A 15,967-nucleotide genomic window follows, 5' to 3' on the forward strand; every position below is an offset into this window, starting at 1 on the left:
GTTGAGATTGGGTCAAGCCCACGCGGTGGGCTTTCGCTGTTGAAGGTATCGCGAGCTATGGCATTGATTCATGGCAGGGACTTTGTAACACCCGACGATGTGAAGACATTCGCTGTTGAGACACTTGCCCACCGGATAATCCTCAATATAGAAGAGGCTCTGGAGGGAGCGCGTGTAGAAGACGTTGTGATGGACGTTGTGTCAGGCATTCCGGTGCCAACAGACTTCCATCCCAGGTAGAGGACATTGCTTACTCGAGAAGCAGCAACCTATATAGCCATATTCACGGGGATATTTGTTGCAGGACTGGTCATAGGCAATACCATTGTTCTGAGCGCCAGTCTGGCACCCCTTTTTGTTGTTCTGGTCGGCCTTATGCTGGAACAACCAAGGTCGTTTGATGGCACAATGCAGTCGGTCCAGAAGTCCATCTGGGTTGGGGGCGTCATCGAAGTAACATGCGAAGTGGTGATAAAGGGTGGCATTGGTGTTGTCGTTCTGTCCCAGCAAATACCGCCTAGTTTTGAGCTGGTAGAAGGCAACAACGTCAGGATGATATGGAAAGGTCTTGGTCAGAAATCCACCACATTCTCCTACAAGACGAGATGTATGAGGAGAGGAAAGTACGAACTAGACCAGATTCGATGGGAATCAAGACATTTTGGCGGACTAACACAGGCGCAGACCGGACAAATTGCCAACAGCTCTGCCGAGTTTGTGGTCAAACCAAGAATTCTGAATGTCAGAAGGATCCGGGGCATAATCGGTCTCGCCTCATCTCCCATGCCTGTCATAGACATCGCCAAGATAGGCGTAGCGACAACCGACTTCAGGGAAATCAGAAACTACGTTCACGGGGATCCGGTGAAGACCATAAATTGGAAAGCGACAGCAAGACGTACCAGCATGGGAACAACCTGGCCCCTGGTGAACGAATACGAGGTGGAGGGTAAGAAGGCGGTTTGGATATTCCTCGATGGTTCTTCCTCAATGCAAGTTGGGACCACTATCCAGAATCCGTTTGAGTATGCTCTGGAGGCGACTAACGGGGTAATCTACTACTATCTTGACCGAGGCTACCGCGTGGGGATGTACATCTACCATCACACCGGGAAAATCTTTTATCCCGACTCTGGGAAGAGGCAGTTCAATAGACTGTCGAAGGAACTTGTAGACCTGCAGGCATCGGAATCAGATGAAGACCTTGTTCAGGCTATCGATAAGTGCCGAAGATACATCCTGGGCTACAACCCCCTGTGCATAGTAGTTACCCGTCTCGATGGCGGACTTCCCGACTCCATTACGAATGGAGCTAAGAAACTGGCACGTTTGAGGGGCAGATTGAGGAGGAGGCTTCCGCTTATGGTGATTAGCATTGCCGGCTACAACGTTATTGCACCACGCGGACCGTACGATGAAACTGCGGCAGAGCTTCGGCATCTTGAAACACGCCCTCTGGTTCGCCGTTTACGTGCGCTAGGTTCCTCAGTGCTGGAGTGGAATCCCAGGAAAACCGACTTCGGTAGCGCTCTGCTAAGGCTGGTGAAGACACGTTGAGATACTGGAGCGGATTGACTCTCGGCATTCAGGCCTTCCTCGTTCTATTGCTAAGCTTTGTGGCGGTCTACATCTTTTCAAATTCATTCGTTTTCCCACCACTGGTATCCGCCGTCTCTGCCTTGGCCAATATAGGACCAATGCAGATTTCAATTATCCTGGCAGCTCTTCTAATACTGGTCGGTTCCCTCCAGATCATTGTGAGAAGAGAACCCAGAATCGGATTCTTTATCTTCCTTGTGGCAATCTTCCTCATTCCTTCATTACTCGCCACTACGACAACTGACTGGGCACAGATTCTGGGATTGGAGTTTGAGACGGAGGCTGAGCTGCCGTGGGGTATTGTCTTACTGTTCACCACTCTGACCATTCTGGGATATGTGGTACTTCGATTCACAACAAAGCATAATTCTTTAGCTCTTGCAGCGGCAGACCGCGGCTTTGACAGGAAAGAAGTGGGCGCAGCATACATAAACAAGCACATCTGGGGTTTCCTCATCATAGTGGGCGCAATAGTAATAGTGTTCCTGATTTATCTAGTCTCGAACCAGATCGAACAGGCCCTCAGCAAGAGTCTGCGTGGTATACCGATGGGCATCCTGTTCATAGGCGTTATCTGCAGTCTCGTATTGATAGCAGTGGCCTATGCGTTCCTGGTGCGGGGGAGATACCCCTTCGGAACGCGACCAACAGCCACAACCAATGGGAGTGGGTTGGGCACTATCATTGAAAGACAAGACCAACCTGTCGAGACACCAGCAAGCCTGTCTCAAGAGCCTAGCCCTTAGATTTGCCCCTATTGTGGGAGTAGCTCTACGCAGCAATATCGTAGGTCGACTCTGGTCAGTGTTAAAGAAGGCGCAACTCAGAATTATGAATGGGATTCACGGTGTAACTCGTGCGGGAGTACATGGGTGTGGAATGACTCGGATATTGAGGAAGGGTGAGGTGGACCCCATCCTCAGGGATAGAGGATAAGCGACCTAATGCCACCGAAGACAAGGAATAGTGCTGGTGGTGATCAGCTAGAACTTGCCTATGCCACATTTGCCTGCTTTGTGCATAGGGTCACGAAAGACTGGGATGTGCAGTCTTGGTCACAATAGCTTGAAAAGTGTAATTGATGCTGATTCAGCGGTAGTGTGAATACGCTCAGCATTGGTAAAACCGAAATTCTTAATTATTAGGACCAGCATTGTATCTACCCGCGGCAGAATATTCATCTCAAGTTTTACTCTAGAAGTCAAAAAGCACCGGCTGCTCAGCTAAAAAGTGGATGCGTGCTAAATAATATTATTTAATGGCATACATAACATAATTGTCTTGACAATTACTATGTATAGTGACAGAATACCTATATCTTAATACTATTTACCATCAGGTATACATTGGGGAGGTAGTACGGATGGATGATAAGCAGAAAGAGAGAATTGAGCGGTATCTCATGAATGCCAACCGGTTCATGTGGGGACTGGGTCCAGGTAATCAGAGAACGAACTACGCTTGGCTGGAAAACGAGGGATTCAAGTTTACGCGAGCCAAGTATGGGTTGGTCACTCAACAGTTGGTCCGCTATCCTGGAATTATGGAAATATTGAATAAGCTAATAGTCCCGACTGTAAAAGCTAAATTCCCGAAGGCAACAATTAGTGTCCTGCAGGAACATTGGCATCGTGGGGAGAGGCCGAGTCTTTCTATCCTCAAGAGTCTAGATGTGAAAGGAAAAGGCGATCCAGGGCCTGACCGAGCTTTCCATTGGCGTCCCTTCGTTGAGATCAGCACGCAGTTCCACTATGTGGAAAGGTGGGGTGAACTGGCAGGAATATGGTTTGAGGAAATTGAGAACCTATAAATAGCTCGAGAGCCAGAGTCTAACCAGGGAGAATAGACATGAACGTGGCAAAGTATGCCAGGGTAAGCACAAGTAAGCAAACCGAGAAGTATGGAATTTCAAGTCAGCTAGAGGCACTGAAGAAAAGAAGCCTAGAAAATGTTTGGAAGCCGGTATTTGACGGAGATAAAGATGCTTTCATCGACGATGGCTACACCGGATCTGAATTAGATAGACCGGCTCTAAATCGTTTAAGGAAAGCAGCTAAGGAAGGCCGAATAGACGTAGTTCTATGCTATGATCCTGATAGATTATCTAGAAAGCTTTACCATCAGATGATTCTGGCTGAAGAGTTTGAGAAGCAGGGGATAAAACTGGAATTCGTTACTCAAGATATGGGCACTTCACCCGAAGACAGAATGTTTTTCAATATGCGGGGATTGGTAGCTGAATACGAACGAGAAAAGATAAGAGAGCGCACAATGAGAGGAAGCCGTGAGAAGGCCAGACAAGGCAAGGTAGTCAGCGCCGGAGCTGTACCCTTTGGTTTTTGCTACAACAAAGAAACGGCTACATTGGAAGAGGACCCTGAGAAAGCACAGACAATTAGACTGATCTTTTATACCTTTGCTAATGAGAGTATGTCGCTTCAACGCCTGGCAGAAAGGCTTAACTCGTTGCATATACCAACTCCCAGGAATGGAGATAGGTGGCGAGCCAGCACTCTGGGAATAATGTTAAGGAATGAAGTTTATATTGGCAAGATGCACCAGTTTAGAAAATATCATGTTGAACCCAAGTCACGCCGCCAGCTAGTTACGAAAACCAAAAAGACCTCTCTTGTCGAGCGTCCTAACGAGGAATGGATTACTGTATAAGGTACCCTCACTGGTTCCGGATGAACTATTTGAAACGGTGCAAAGAAAACTTACAAGGAATGCAGACCTTGCCGGCAGGAACACTAAAAGAAAGTATCTCTTGTCCGGGCTATTGTATTGTTCTCGATGCAGTGGCCGGATGGGAGGACATACTATTCATGGTGTCCCGTACTACCGTTGTTACAGGAAAGGTAACCCTGAAAGAATTCCTATAGACGTTGATGGCAGGTTGCAGCCATGTTCGTGTCCTGAGGTAAAAGCCGAGGCAGTAGAGCCGGTAGTATGGGACACAATTTCGCAGCTTATTAAGGAACCTGATTTACTTGCTAGGGAACTGAATAACCGTATTGAGGATAAATCGAAGACAAAACAATTTCTGGAAAAAGAGTTACAATTGTGTCTTGCCAGGTTAAAAGCAATACCGGAAGAGCAGATGCGATTAGTAGAAGGGTATCGCAAGGGTCTTTACACTGATTTCATGATGCGTGAGGATATGGAGGCTATTCAAAAAGAGCAGACTGAATTAGAGAAAAGAAAAGACGAACTGGAGCGACAGCTTGCCCAAAGGAATATGACGGAACACCAAGAGGCTCAGCTAAAGAGCTTTGTATCAAAAATAGGGGCGGGATTAGACCACTTAGACTTCAAAGGCAAGCAAGAGCTCATCCGATCATTGATAAATAAGGTGCTCTACAATGGTCAGAATATTGAGATACAAACCATTATTCCCCCACGTGGACAATTGCAACCAATACACCGAAGGGGATAAAGGGGATGGGGTTACCAAAATGAAGATAGCCTTCATCGGCGGCGGCAACATGGGCGAGGCCATGCTCTCGGCAGTCCTGGGCAAGGGCATGGCAGACGCGGAATCCGTCACTGTCAGTGATGCCAGCCCAACTCGCCGTGAGTACCTGAAGCAGCAATACGGCGTGACCGTCAGCACCGATAACCGGCAGGCCACAGCCGGACAGGACGTTGTGATACTCGCCGTCAAGCCGCAGAACCTGGCCGAGGTAATGGCTGACCTCAAAGGCTCGTTCGGAGAGGAACAATTTGTGCTATCCATCATCGCCGGCGCCCGGCTTGACACGCTCTGCCAGGGACTGGACCACCGGTACGTTGTCCGGGCAATGCCCAACACCCCGGCACAGATTGGTGAAGGTATGACCGTATGGACGGCCACCCCCGAAGTGACCGCACAGCAACGGGAATGGGCCGGGGCAATCCTGGGGGCGATGGGACGCGAGGTCTCGGTTGACGACGAGGCCAATATCGACATGGCAACTGCGGTCAGCGGTAGCGGGCCGGCCTATCTGTTCTTCTTCGTCGAGGCACTGGTTGATGCCGCCACGGAGGTGGGTCTTCCCCGCGAGATGGCCCATGAGCTGGTACTGGCCACGGTACTGGGGGCGGGTCACCTCTTGCAGGAGTCCGGCCACGAACCGGCGGAACTGCGCCGTATGGTGACATCACCGGGAGGCACCACGGCCGCGGCAATCTCCAGGCTGGAAGAGGGAGGGTTTGCCGGGCTTATACGTGAAGCAGTGGATGCCGCCTACCGCAGGGCAAAGGAACTGGGTACACCCGGTACATAGTTTCACCTGTTCAATAACTGAACGAACGGAGCCATTAAGAATGACTCCGTTCGCGATTTACGTACCAAGCAACACGTCCACGCCGGAGAAGCATTTGCTCTCCGACGGCAGATACATACTACCTGGCTGCACTGGATTCTGCGCCACTGAGGACAATGGCGTGCCACTGAGGCCAGTGGCTGTTTGCTGGACTGAGGCTGCTACGCGGGTGTCTCGCCCGGGTGGAGTCCCTTCCACTTCTCCAGCAGGGCATCACGACTTTCCTCGTGGTCCGGGTCCAGAACACAGGCATCCACCGGGCATATCTCGACACACCGCGAAGACTCGTGTGAGCCGACACACTCGGTGCACTTGCTGAAGTCGATCTCGTAAATCGTCTCCCCCTCGGTGATTGCCTCGTTGGGACACTCCGGTTCACAGGCTCCGCAACTGATGCACTCGTCTGTAATCTTGTACGCCATGTAATGTGCCTCCTTCTTATTCAGGGGACCGGTTCCCCATTTACTAACAGTTTCACTCCCTGGTACGTATCTTCTCTATAAGGGCCTCAGCCACATGAGGCGGTACAAGGTTCTCTATATCCGCTCCCAGACTGGCTACTTCCTTGAGCCGACTGGAACTGAGGAACTGGTATTGCGGGCTTGCCATCAGGCAAATCAACTCAAATCCGGACCACAGCTTCTTGTTCATCATTGCCATCTCGAACTCATGTTCGAAATCGGCCCCGAATCTCAGTCCGCGAACTATGGTCAATGCGCCGACTTTCTTGGCAAATTCAACAATCAGGCCGCCGAAAGACGTCACTTCGATATTCGGGTAGTCAGCGACTGCCTTCTTCACCATCTCTACCCGCTCTGACGTCGAGAACATGAGGTGCTTGTCCGGGATACTATAGACCCCGACGATTAGCTTCTCGAAGAGCTTCGATGCCCTGATGGCAACGTCAACATGACCGTTGGTTATTGGGTCGAAGGTACCCGCATAAACCGCAATTGTCACTTTCTTACCCCTTTCGATACACGGCGATACAGCTATCACCGTGACGGTGTTCTTTGGTGATGCTAAGTGAGCCATAGGCAGGTTCAAGAGTTAGTCGCGGGGAGTGTGTTACTACTACAATTGAATCCGCACCAACCAGCCTGGAGTCCGCCAATTTCGTCACCACACTGCCTATGGACGTATCAGCGTATGGTGGGTCCATCAGTACGATACTGTACTCCTTGTCAAGGAAGGAAAATGCCCTGGCTACACTGCAGGAATAGACATGAGCCTGCACACTTAGCTTCGTCTTCTCCAGATTCTGTCTAATTATATCACAACAGCGTCGCTCGCGGTCAACAAAGTCGACCCAGCCAGCGCCCCTGCTCAAGGCTTCAATACCCAGTGCCCCGCTACCGGCGAAGAGGTCAAGGACATATTCCCACTGAACTGCACTGTTCTCCAGAATGGAAAAAATAGCGCCTCGTACCAGGTCCGTAGCCGGGCGAACGTAGACACCTGTCGGTACTTTAAGCTGGTGCCCCTTGGCTTTCCCAGTAATGACTCTTAGCATATTGCCTTTGATGATGATAGCCAATCTTTGCGCTCAGTGTCAACCTTCGGTGTGCCCGAGTGCCTGCACCCAGGCACGGGCCCCCCTGGTCACGGGCCGTCCGTGACCGAGAACCAGCACCTCGAAGTCCAGTCCAGCTAGTTTTCTCACGGACTCCGCCGCCTGGGCCATGTCGGTGCTTACCATTCTGGCGGGGAACTGGAGTTTCCTGCGACGCCTTTGCATGGCGTCACCGACAAACAGCAGCCTGCGCTCGGGGGAGTACAGGCAAATACTGCACGGGGTATGTCCCGGAGTGTGGACAACCTGAAGCCCGCCAAGTTGCCTGAGCATCTCCCCGCCGGCTAGTTGAACGTCAATATCGCCGGACTCAAGCACGAAACGGTGGCGTATGGGGGACATGAAAGGGACACGCAGCAAGCGGCGGATGCCGCCGGGATACGGTACCTCCGCCTGAGAGCCAACCAGGGCCGCCTCATGGGCAAATACCTTTACATCGGTTAGTTTGCGTAGCTCCGGCAGCCCACCGATATGGTCAAAGTGGTTGTGAGTGATGATAACAGTGCTGATTTCCTCCACGGAGCGCCCGAGTCGGCGGATGAGGTTCAAGATTCCGGGCAAGCTACCCGGCACACCGGTATCAACCAGAGTCAGCTCTTCATCGGCAATCAGCGCTATGTTGACACCCGCGAACATCAACTGGTGGACGCCGGGGACAATTTCTATGATTGGCATGGTCTTTCGGTTGTTTCTCAGATTGTTCTATTCCCGCCATAGGGCCCGCCCTATGGCGCTCATACCGCCCGCGGAGCCAGTCCGCCGGAATCCGTTCTACCGGTTCTCTCTTTCCACTGGCTTTCGGTCAGGCCCAGCCTCTCGAAAACTTCGTCCACGTGGCGCAGGTAGTACTGCACATCAAACAGCGATTCCAGTTCCTCGGAAGGCAGCACCGCGGTGACTTCGGGGTCGGCCCGGAGCAGCTTGAGGAAGCTCCTGCCTCCCTTCCATGACTTCATGGCATTCCGCTGCACGAGTTTGTAGGCCTCCTGCCGCGCCAGCCCCTTATCAATCAGGGCCAGCATGACCCGCTGGGAGAAAATCAGGCCCCTGGTGAGGTCCATATTCCGCTTCATACGCTGCGGGTAGACCATAAGGTCCTGCATTACGCCGGTGAATATCGTCAGTATGTAATCGAGCACCAGACAGGCATCAGGCAGGATAATCCTCTCCGTGGAGGAGTGGCTGATGTCACGCTCGTGCCACAAAGCTATATTCTCCATTGAAGTTAATGCATATCCCCGTACGAGTCGCGCCAGCCCGCAAACCCGCTCACACAGCTCCGGATTTCGTTTATGGGGCATCGCTGAGGAACCGGTCTGCCCGGCGGCAAAAGGCTCTTCCGCCTCTCTCACCTCGGTGCGTTGCAGGTGCCTGATTTCGGTGGCGAATTTCTCCAGTGAGCTGGCGATTATGGCCAGGGTGGTCACGAACTGGGCGTGGCGGTCGCGCTGCAGCACCTGGTTGGATACCGGCGCCGCCGTCAGGCCCAGCCGGGCGCAGGCTTTCTCCTCAAGCTCGGGGGACAGGGTGGCATAGGTACCCACCGCCCCGGATATCTTACCCACCGCTATTCCCTTTTTTGCTTCATTGAGCCGCAGCCGGTTACGGTTCATCTCCTCGACCCACAGTGCCATCTTCAAACCAAAGGAGGTCGGTTCGGCATGGACGCCATGAGTTCGGCCGGTTATCGGAGTGTATTTGTACTGTATCGCCTTCTCCGCCAGGACAGCAATCAACTCCTTGATGTCTCCAGCTAACAGGTCCGTTGCCTCGACAAGCTGAAGGCTGAGAGCGGTATCTATCACATCCGAAGAGGTCATGCCCAGGTGAATGTAGCGGGACTCGGGTCCGAGGCTCTCGGACACAGCGCCGAGGAAGGCCGTCATGTCATGGTGAGTCTCCTGGAGAATCTCCTCCATCCGCTTCAGATTGAGCCGGGCCATCTTTATCTTGGCGACGTCATTACGGGGGATGACGCCCAACTCCGCCCAGGCCTCACAGGCAGCGGTTTCCACTTCCAGCCACCGGGCAAACTTGTTTTCGTCCGACCAGACTCTCTTCATCTCGGGGCGGGAATAGCGCTCAATCATTTGCCGTCCCCCTGCAAGCCCTTCCGGTATTCCTCGTAGGCCTGTCGTATTTCATCGTACTTCAGTCCCAGAATCTCCGCTGCCAGGTAGGCGGCGTTCTTTGCCCCGGCGCTCCCCAGGGCAACACAGGCCACCGGTATCCCCGCCGGCATCTGTACTATCGAGTAAAGGGCGTCGATACCGTCCAACTCGCCACCGCCCACCGGTACGCCGATGACGGGTAGCGTTGTCCAGCTGGCAAGGACTCCGGGCAGGTGAGCAGCCCTGCCTGCGGCGGCAATAATGACCTCTATACCGCGCTCCCGCGCGGACATCCCGTACTCTCTGGCCTTTTCCGGGGTACGGTGGGCAGAGATTACGGACACCTCGAAGTCAATGCCCAGTTCTTTCAGTGCATCCAGCGTCGGTTGTACCGTCTCGGCGTCCGACTTCGAGCCCATGACTACTCCGACATGTGGCATATTCCTTTGCCCTTCCCCCGTTCCATTCTTTGAATGGGTAACCCCATCCCCTTTTCCCCTCTCTCCTTCAAAGGCTTGCCATTGTATGTATCAGCCCGAAGGGAGGCAGAGTTTCGCCGCTACGCGCCCCCACTTCCGAGTGAACCCCCACTTAAAAGTGGGGTTTGCACAATATCTCACGGACCTTCATGTCAAAGAAGTCGCTGGTGTTGACCGGTTTGAGTACCACGGCTGTATCCGCCCCCCGGCCGCTACCGGCAATGGCGATGATTTCCTCGTCGGTCCGCACCAGTCCGGCATCCGCCGCCATCAGTGCAATCTCGCAAACGACCTTCATTCCCTGGCCGAAGATGCGCAGCGTGTTGGCAATAACGTCACCCAGCAGATACATCTGGAACTTCTTCCGCATTGCCCCGCCGATGCCGGTGAAGGCGTGGTTCGTCGTCAGGACGATTCCACCCTTGCTCTCCACCTTCCGGCGGTTCTCTTCGGTGAATTCCTGGGTATTTGGCTCTCTCATACCGGCTACGTGAGTAACCGCAATCACCTTCATCCCCTCGAAGACCTCGACACTCCTCACCGCCGTATCACCGACCGTGGTAGCAACGATGATTGTCCTGATACCCAGCTCTTCAGCGCGCGCCCTGGCGATGCGTAGCGTCTCTTCCATATTCCCCGGTCCGGGACTATCAAAATAGACTGTCTTTCCTTCCATTTTTCCCTTGTGCCCCCTTTCGTGAGTTGTATACTCCCCAGATTGATAGATTAGCGCTAAATGCCGGTAAAGTCAAAGTGAGGTTGCTACGCTACCTCTTCATTATACTCAGAGCTTCGGCTCAGCATAATAGGCACCCCAATTTGACACTCCATATGGCCGATGCTACACTGCAATTGTCCTCACTGGTGACTGTATCCAGCACTGCTACAACATGTTACGACTATGAACAGAATCGGCATTATCTATCACCCCCTGAAGGAGGCTGCCGGCAAGCTGGCCAGGGAGCTGGGGGAATCTCTTGAGTCCAGAGGCCTGTCTGCCTGGCTGTGCTCTGCCTGGGAAGGTGATACGGCCAGGAAACAGGTAGACGGCACCGACCTGATTATCAGCATTGGCGGCGACGGTACAATACTCCGTGCCGCCCAGGCAGTCATCCCCAGGCCGATACCCATCACCGGCATCAACCTGGGCAACCTCGGTTTTATGACCGAACTCAGTGTTGACGAAGCCGAGGAGAAGCTGACACAATTACTGGCCGGAGAAGGCTGGATTGACGAACGATGCCTGCTGGAGGCTGAAGTACCGGCTACCGGGGAGACACCCGGACCACAGAGGTTCTACGCCCTGAACGACGTGGTCATTACGCATGGTGCCGTAGCCCGCGTAATCTACGTGGAAGCAAGTATCGATGGCGAACTGCTGACCACCTACAAGGCTGACGGGGTGATTGTCTCGACAGCTACCGGCAGTACCGGCTATTCCCTGGCAGCAGACGGGCCCATCCTCCACCCCCAGGCACAGGAGATGCTGCTCCTGCCGATAGTGCCTCACCTCAGCGCCAACTACAAGCTGGTCCTTCCACCGACATCGACAGTAGAACTTCGGGTCAATACCGCTCCCTCGGTAACCCTGATAGTGGACGGCAATATTACCGCACCTCTGTCCTCCGGTACTACCGTCAACGTGCGACACAGTAAAAACACGGTCCGCTTTCTGCGTATTCACACCAGAACCTCCTTCTTCGGCTCACTTGACGAACGGTTGAAAGGAAAACAACGTTAGGATGGAACCGGTAGAGAAAGCCACTATCAGCGATGTCGGGCAGATGCACCGTCTGATAAACTACTTCGCCGATAAAGACGAGATGCTGCCCCGGCCGCTGAGTGAGATATACGAGAATATCCGGGACTACTTCGTGGTCGGGCACGGGGACCGGATGGTTGGCTGTGCCGCCCTGCACGTCATGTGGTCGGACCTGGCCGAGGTAAAATCGGTAGCAGTGACCGAAGAGGGCCAGAGGCAGGGCGTCGGCTCGCGACTGGTGGAAGCCTGCCTCAGGGAAGCCGGAGAAATCGGCCTGCCCACGGTATTCTGCCTGACATATAAACCTGCCTTCTTTGAGAGGTTCGGTTTCTCCCAGATTGACAAGATGGAGTTGCCGCGAAAGGTCTGGACGGAATGTTACCACTGCCCCAAGTTCCCGGACTGCGGCGAGGTAGCCCTTATCTACAGCCTGGACTTACCCGCACCAGCAGAGTAAACTACCCTGCGATAGGCGTAAAAAGTCTTTTCCACTTCGATACTGACCGCTGCTGACCGGCCTTAGTCCGGCAAATGGAGGCCACAATTGACCGAGGAGAAAACACTATCCAGCCGCTCTATCTTCGATGGCCGCGCCCTGAAGCTGCGCGTAGACACGGTTGAGACTGCTGATGGCAGGGAGAGTACCAGGGAAGTCGTCGAGCACAGCGACTGCGTGGTTATTGCCGCCGTGGACGAGAACGACAACATCCTCCTGGTGCGGCAGTACCGTGAAGCAGTCGGGAAGGAACTCCTCGAGATGCCGGCCGGCGGAATCGACCCCGGCGAAGATGCCGAAACAGCGGTGCTCCGCGAGATGCAGGAGGAGACCGGCTACCTGCCGGGGAAGGTGGAGAGGCTGGGAGGCTTCTACTCAGCACCGGGCTACTGCACGGAGTACCTCTACCTCTACCTGGTCACAGACCTTACCCCGAGCCAGCTCTACGCCGAGGATACCGCCGGTATCAGCCTGGTGCGCGTGCCGGTGAAGGAAATCCCGGGGCTCCTGGCCTCGGATAGAATCGAAGACTCCAAGAGTATCGCCGGGCTATATGTGTTCCTGGAGCACCGGAAGTCTGGCTGACTCGGCCTACCGGAATACCTTGTCCCGAGGCAGGTCTACGGGTTATGAAAAGGACCGATATATGCCTATCGCAGTGAACCGGAACGGGACCGTTTTCCTCGAATTCAGCCCTATTCCGGAGCGTGAACTGGACTCGGACACCTACAGGCCGCTGCCGGGCGCCATCATCGCCGTCAGGCACAGCCAGGATTTTCTGCTCGTTTATCACAGGACAAGGAAAGAATGGGAGTTGCCCGGTGGCCGAATCGAAGAGGGAGAAAGCCCGCATGACTGCGCTGTCCGTGAGCTCTTCGAGGAGACAGGCCAGAGTATTGAGTGCCTGGCCTTCGAGGCGATCTTGAAGCTACGTGTGGAGTCAGACAACCGTATCTCGTTCGCGGCGCTTTACTCGGGGTCTCTGGCCGTTCCTGCTCCATTCCGCGAGAGCGAAGAGATATCCAAGATAATGTTCTGGGACGGGAAGACCGACATCGGCTACGTTGACGAGATAGACGCAGCCGTAATCAATCTCCTCCAGACCGGCGGTGTCTAGTCCGGTGTCATGTTCAGTGCCTTATCGTATCCCCGGTCAAAGGCGTTCCGCCCGCCGACGTATCCGCCATTGGTTGCCTTGAACCGCTCCCGGACTTCGTCGGGCGTGAACCGGTAGAATATGAAGTCGCTGGCGACGCCCTCCGGCCGCAGGAAGCAATGCGGCCCCAGGATGACGATGATCTCGTCGAACTCGAGGGGCTCGTTCACCCTGACAGGTGTTCCCGTCGGGCAGTTGTTTATCCTGACCGCAATCCGGGAAGAACCTATCGTTCCGTCGTAACCGGGCTGGGGTCCCCCACCGGGCACCTCCATACCGTAGACCTGCTGGCAGAGGTACCTGCCGATGTCACCGATGTAGTCCCGTGAATGGATTATGCCAAGCTGGTTGAGCTTTCTCTGCCCGGCGAAGAACTCTCCCAGTGCCGCAGAGACATCTTTGTCCATGATGCGCCTCCATTGCCGTTGTTGCTAACCAAGCTGGTCAGAAAGCTCGCGACCGCCGAGAAGGTGCATGTGAAGGTGGGGCACAAGCTGCCCGCCCTGCTCACCGCAGTTTACCACGACACGATACCCGCTGTCGGCAATGCCCTCGCTCCGGGCAAGCTGGTTGGCCACGCTGACCATGTGTCCCGCCAGTGCCGACTGCTCCCCGGTGAGGTCCGATAGATAGGCAATATGCTCCCTGGGAATTATCAGTACGTGCACCGGAGCCTGGGGGCTGCTATCGCGGAAGGCAACTACCCTGGCGTCCCGGTGCAGAATATCGGCAGGTACCTCACCGGCGACAATCTGGCAAAAAATGCAGTCCATTCCGGCTACCTCCCCCTGCGGTACTGGGCCTTGCCCTGCTCAAAAAGGTCGCCCCCGTGGATATCGTTGGCGACAATTGCCGGGAAGTCCTCGACCACGAGCCTCCGGATAGCCTCCGTACCGAGGTCATCGTAGGCAATCACGTCCACCTGCCTGACGGACCTGGCTGTCAGGGCTGCCGCTCCGCCCAGGGAAACAAGGTAGACTGCCCCGTTTTCCACTATGGACTCCCTGACGGCCGCAGAGCGGTCGCCCTTGCCAATCATTGCTTTCAGGCCGGCCTCAAGCAGGCGGGGCGTGAAAACGTCCATGCGACTGCTGGTAGTCGGCCCCACCGACCCGATGACCTGCCCCGGCCTCGCCGGTGCGGGCCCGGCATAGTACAGTGTCTGCCCCCTGATGTCCAGGGGCAACTCTTCACCGCTGTCCAGGGCCTCGATGAGCCTTTGGTGGGCGGCGTCCCGGGCGGTGTAGACGACGCCGCAAATCAGCACCCGGGTACCGGCAGTGAGCTTTTTCACTACGTCAGAATCTAGTGGGGACTGGATACGACGACTTTCGATTCTCATCACCTCCGGCAGGTATCCTTCACAGCACCGCTTCCCGGTGGCGGGCGCTGTGGCACTGGAGATTGACCGCTACCGGCAGGCTGGCGATGTGGCATGGTAGCGAAGCGGCGTGAACCGCCAGCGCCGTAGTCCTGCCTCCCAGACCGAGCGGCCCAACACCGAGGTCATTGACGCGCGCCAGAAGGTCTCGTTCAAGGTCGGCTATCTCCGGGTCAGGACTTGGCTGACCGACCGGACGCAGTAACGACTTCTTGGCGAGCAGCATGGCCGTCTCGGCGGTACCGCCGATGCCGAGACCGATAATCAATGGCGGACAGGGTCTGCCACCGGCCTCGTCAACGGCACTCAGCACCGTCTCGATAATACCGTCCCGGCCATCGCCCGGCTTGAGCATCGCCAGGCGGCTCATGTTCTCGGCGCCCCCGCCCTTGGTCATCACGGTGACTTTGAGCCGGTCACCGGGCACAATCTCGGTATGCACCATTGGCGGAGTGTTGTCGCCGGTATTCACCCTGGCCGTAAACGGTTGGGCAACCATCGACTTCCGCAGGTAGCCCTCAGTGTAGCCCTGACGTACGCCTTCCTCGATGGCGGCATGAAGGTCTCCGCCACAAATGTGAGCGTCCTGGCCCACATCGAGGAAGACCACCGCCGTCCCGCAGTCCTGGCACAGCGGCAGGTGCTCCTCACGGGCGATACGGGCATTTTCCAGGAACTGCCGGAGGATATCCTTACCCAGGGGCGATTCTTCGGTCTGCTCCGCCTGCCTGAGCGCGTCAAGGACATCATCGTCCAGCTCGAAGTTGGCCTGCTGGCAGAGCCGGGCCACAGCCTCGGTTATTGTGCTAGCCTGAACCTCTCTCAGTTGTAACCCTCCCCCTCTTAATACCCACCTCTTCCTCACCCCAGCTTCATGACCTTGGTTAGCTCCTGCACCGCCTTTGCCGAACCAGCTAGACACCCTCCTCAATCCGCTTCTTCAGCCAGTCCGAAACCAGCTCCGGGATACGTGTGTCCATCGGCTGATTGACCTGCTTCTTGTACGTGGCCAGTGACGGTGTACCCTCTTGAAATCTGAGAATATGCGTCACGTTGGGAATCTCATGGTATTCAAAATCACTATTCACAAGTTCTGCCATCTTCAC

At 54.9% G+C, this 15,967-nt stretch carries 23 protein-coding genes; 11 read left to right on the forward strand and 12 right to left on the reverse strand.

Annotated elements, in window-relative coordinates; all coding sequences use genetic code 11:
• The 7 genes from VMW13_00015 to proC all read left to right on the forward strand — a co-directional run.
• Window positions 1-240, forward strand: a 240-nt coding sequence (locus VMW13_00015) for a hypothetical protein (GenBank protein HUV43191.1), incomplete at its 5' end; no start/stop codon positions are given.
• A 6-nt stretch (window positions 241-246) separates the two neighbouring features.
• Window positions 247-1,557: a DUF58 domain-containing protein gene (locus VMW13_00020; protein ID HUV43192.1), complete on the forward strand. Its 1,311-nt coding sequence runs from the start codon at window positions 247-249 to the stop codon at window positions 1,555-1,557.
• A gap of 14 nt (window positions 1,558-1,571) precedes the next feature.
• Window positions 1,572-2,345, forward strand: a complete 774-nt coding sequence (locus tag VMW13_00025) for a hypothetical protein (GenBank protein ID HUV43193.1) — start codon at window positions 1,572-1,574, stop codon at window positions 2,343-2,345.
• A gap of 617 nt (window positions 2,346-2,962) precedes the next feature.
• Window positions 2,963-3,409 (forward strand): hypothetical protein, encoded by a 447-nt coding sequence (locus tag VMW13_00030; protein ID HUV43194.1) that lies wholly within the window; start codon window positions 2,963-2,965, stop codon window positions 3,407-3,409.
• Between the two features lie 38 nt (window positions 3,410-3,447).
• Window positions 3,448-4,266, forward strand: coding sequence for a recombinase family protein (locus VMW13_00035; protein ID HUV43195.1), 819 nt, complete (start codon window positions 3,448-3,450; stop codon window positions 4,264-4,266).
• Between the two features lie 37 nt (window positions 4,267-4,303).
• Window positions 4,304-5,035, forward strand: a complete 732-nt coding sequence (locus VMW13_00040) for a recombinase zinc beta ribbon domain-containing protein (GenBank protein ID HUV43196.1) — start codon at window positions 4,304-4,306, stop codon at window positions 5,033-5,035.
• Between the two features lie 19 nt (window positions 5,036-5,054).
• Window positions 5,055-5,864: a pyrroline-5-carboxylate reductase gene (proC, locus tag VMW13_00045; protein HUV43197.1), complete on the forward strand. Its 810-nt coding sequence runs from the start codon at window positions 5,055-5,057 to the stop codon at window positions 5,862-5,864.
• A gap of 200 nt (window positions 5,865-6,064) precedes the next feature.
• Here proC and VMW13_00050 read toward each other — a convergent pair whose 3' ends face one another.
• The 7 genes from VMW13_00050 to VMW13_00080 form a co-directional block, all read right to left on the reverse strand.
• Window positions 6,065-6,325 carry a YfhL family 4Fe-4S dicluster ferredoxin gene (locus tag VMW13_00050; GenBank protein ID HUV43198.1) on the reverse strand — a complete coding sequence of 87 codons (261 nt, stop codon included), beginning with the start codon at window positions 6,323-6,325 and terminating at the stop codon, window positions 6,065-6,067.
• Between the two features lie 52 nt (window positions 6,326-6,377).
• Entirely contained in the window at window positions 6,378-6,863 is a 486-nt protein-coding gene (gene coaD / locus VMW13_00055) for a pantetheine-phosphate adenylyltransferase (GenBank protein HUV43199.1), read from the reverse strand.
• Between the two features lie 4 nt (window positions 6,864-6,867).
• Window positions 6,868-7,440: a 16S rRNA (guanine(966)-N(2))-methyltransferase RsmD gene (gene rsmD, locus VMW13_00060; GenBank protein HUV43200.1), complete on the reverse strand. Its 573-nt coding sequence runs from the start codon at window positions 7,438-7,440 to the stop codon at window positions 6,868-6,870.
• A 15-nt stretch (window positions 7,441-7,455) separates the two neighbouring features.
• Window positions 7,456-8,151 carry an MBL fold metallo-hydrolase gene (locus VMW13_00065; GenBank protein HUV43201.1) on the reverse strand — a complete coding sequence of 232 codons (696 nt, stop codon included), beginning with the start codon at window positions 8,149-8,151 and terminating at the stop codon, window positions 7,456-7,458.
• Window positions 8,152-8,210: 59 nt separating this feature from the next.
• Window positions 8,211-9,566, reverse strand: coding sequence for an adenylosuccinate lyase (gene purB, locus VMW13_00070; GenBank protein HUV43202.1), 1,356 nt, complete (start codon window positions 9,564-9,566; stop codon window positions 8,211-8,213).
• The gene (purE, locus tag VMW13_00075; GenBank protein HUV43203.1) at window positions 9,563-10,006 is read right to left on the reverse strand and encodes a 5-(carboxyamino)imidazole ribonucleotide mutase; all 444 of its coding nucleotides are present in this window, start codon (window positions 10,004-10,006) and stop codon (window positions 9,563-9,565) included. The genes purB and purE overlap by 4 nt, the downstream gene beginning before the upstream one ends.
• Before the next feature lie 172 nt (window positions 10,007-10,178).
• Window positions 10,179-10,742, reverse strand: coding sequence for a pyruvate kinase alpha/beta domain-containing protein (locus VMW13_00080; GenBank protein ID HUV43204.1), 564 nt, complete (start codon window positions 10,740-10,742; stop codon window positions 10,179-10,181).
• A 225-nt stretch (window positions 10,743-10,967) separates the two neighbouring features.
• On the opposite strand from VMW13_00080, the gene VMW13_00085 reads away from it, so the two are divergent.
• The 4 genes from VMW13_00085 to VMW13_00100 all read left to right on the forward strand — a co-directional run bounded on the left by VMW13_00085 (window position 10,968) and on the right by VMW13_00100 (window position 13,441).
• A complete protein-coding gene (locus tag VMW13_00085; GenBank protein ID HUV43205.1) occupies window positions 10,968-11,807 on the forward strand; it encodes an NAD(+)/NADH kinase in 840 nt (279 codons plus the stop codon).
• Window position 11,808: 1 nt separating this feature from the next.
• Window positions 11,809-12,285 carry an N-acetyltransferase gene (locus VMW13_00090; protein ID HUV43206.1) on the forward strand — a complete coding sequence of 159 codons (477 nt, stop codon included), beginning with the start codon at window positions 11,809-11,811 and terminating at the stop codon, window positions 12,283-12,285.
• An 87-nt stretch (window positions 12,286-12,372) separates the two neighbouring features.
• Window positions 12,373-12,909: an NUDIX hydrolase gene (locus tag VMW13_00095; GenBank protein ID HUV43207.1), complete on the forward strand. Its 537-nt coding sequence runs from the start codon at window positions 12,373-12,375 to the stop codon at window positions 12,907-12,909.
• A gap of 61 nt (window positions 12,910-12,970) precedes the next feature.
• Window positions 12,971-13,441: an NUDIX hydrolase gene (locus tag VMW13_00100; GenBank protein HUV43208.1), complete on the forward strand. Its 471-nt coding sequence runs from the start codon at window positions 12,971-12,973 to the stop codon at window positions 13,439-13,441.
• Here VMW13_00100 and VMW13_00105 read toward each other — a convergent pair.
• The 5 genes from VMW13_00105 to VMW13_00125 form a co-directional block, all read right to left on the reverse strand.
• A complete protein-coding gene (locus VMW13_00105; protein ID HUV43209.1) occupies window positions 13,438-13,887 on the reverse strand; it encodes a hypothetical protein in 450 nt (149 codons plus the stop codon). The genes VMW13_00100 and VMW13_00105 overlap by 4 nt on opposite strands.
• A gap of 24 nt (window positions 13,888-13,911) precedes the next feature.
• Window positions 13,912-14,253 carry a histidine triad nucleotide-binding protein gene (locus tag VMW13_00110; GenBank protein ID HUV43210.1) on the reverse strand — a complete coding sequence of 114 codons (342 nt, stop codon included), beginning with the start codon at window positions 14,251-14,253 and terminating at the stop codon, window positions 13,912-13,914.
• Between the two features lie 5 nt (window positions 14,254-14,258).
• A complete protein-coding gene (locus tag VMW13_00115; protein HUV43211.1) occupies window positions 14,259-14,822 on the reverse strand; it encodes a Fe-S-containing hydro-lyase in 564 nt (187 codons plus the stop codon).
• Window positions 14,823-14,841: 19 nt separating this feature from the next.
• Window positions 14,842-15,726: a fumarate hydratase gene (locus VMW13_00120; protein HUV43212.1), complete on the reverse strand. Its 885-nt coding sequence runs from the start codon at window positions 15,724-15,726 to the stop codon at window positions 14,842-14,844.
• A 49-nt stretch (window positions 15,727-15,775) separates the two neighbouring features.
• Window positions 15,776-15,967: hypothetical protein (locus VMW13_00125; protein HUV43213.1), on the reverse strand; the 192-nt coding region annotated here is incomplete at its 5' end.

This window comes from Dehalococcoidales bacterium, from assembly GCA_035529395.1.
GTDB lineage: Bacteria > Chloroflexota > Dehalococcoidia > Dehalococcoidales > Fen-1064 > DUES01.

Bases quoted from the DNA above. Each gene is read 5' to 3' on its own strand.
- VMW13_00030 (HUV43194.1), top strand. From the start codon at position 2,963: ATGGATGATAAGCAGAAAGAGAGAATTGAGCGGTATCTCATGAATGCC.
- VMW13_00035 (HUV43195.1), top strand. From the start codon at position 3,448: ATGAACGTGGCAAAGTATGCCAGGGTAAGCACAAGTAAGCAAACCGAG.
- proC (HUV43197.1), top strand. From the start codon at position 5,055: ATGAAGATAGCCTTCATCGGCGGCGGCAACATGGGCGAGGCCATGCTC.
- VMW13_00050 (HUV43198.1), bottom strand. From the start codon at position 6,325: ATGGCGTACAAGATTACAGACGAGTGCATCAGTTGCGGAGCCTGTGAA.
- VMW13_00065 (HUV43201.1), bottom strand. From the start codon at position 8,151: ATGCCAATCATAGAAATTGTCCCCGGCGTCCACCAGTTGATGTTCGCG.
- purB (HUV43202.1), bottom strand. From the start codon at position 9,566: ATGATTGAGCGCTATTCCCGCCCCGAGATGAAGAGAGTCTGGTCGGAC.
- purE (HUV43203.1), bottom strand. From the start codon at position 10,006: ATGGGCTCGAAGTCGGACGCCGAGACGGTACAACCGACGCTGGATGCA.
- VMW13_00080 (HUV43204.1), bottom strand. From the start codon at position 10,742: ATGGAAGGAAAGACAGTCTATTTTGATAGTCCCGGACCGGGGAATATG.
- VMW13_00085 (HUV43205.1), top strand. From the start codon at position 10,968: ATGAACAGAATCGGCATTATCTATCACCCCCTGAAGGAGGCTGCCGGC.
- VMW13_00090 (HUV43206.1), top strand. From the start codon at position 11,809: ATGGAACCGGTAGAGAAAGCCACTATCAGCGATGTCGGGCAGATGCAC.
- VMW13_00100 (HUV43208.1), top strand. From the start codon at position 12,971: ATGCCTATCGCAGTGAACCGGAACGGGACCGTTTTCCTCGAATTCAGC.
- VMW13_00105 (HUV43209.1), bottom strand. From the start codon at position 13,887: ATGGACAAAGATGTCTCTGCGGCACTGGGAGAGTTCTTCGCCGGGCAG.
- VMW13_00110 (HUV43210.1), bottom strand. From the start codon at position 14,253: ATGGACTGCATTTTTTGCCAGATTGTCGCCGGTGAGGTACCTGCCGAT.
- VMW13_00115 (HUV43211.1), bottom strand. From the start codon at position 14,822: ATGAGAATCGAAAGTCGTCGTATCCAGTCCCCACTAGATTCTGACGTA.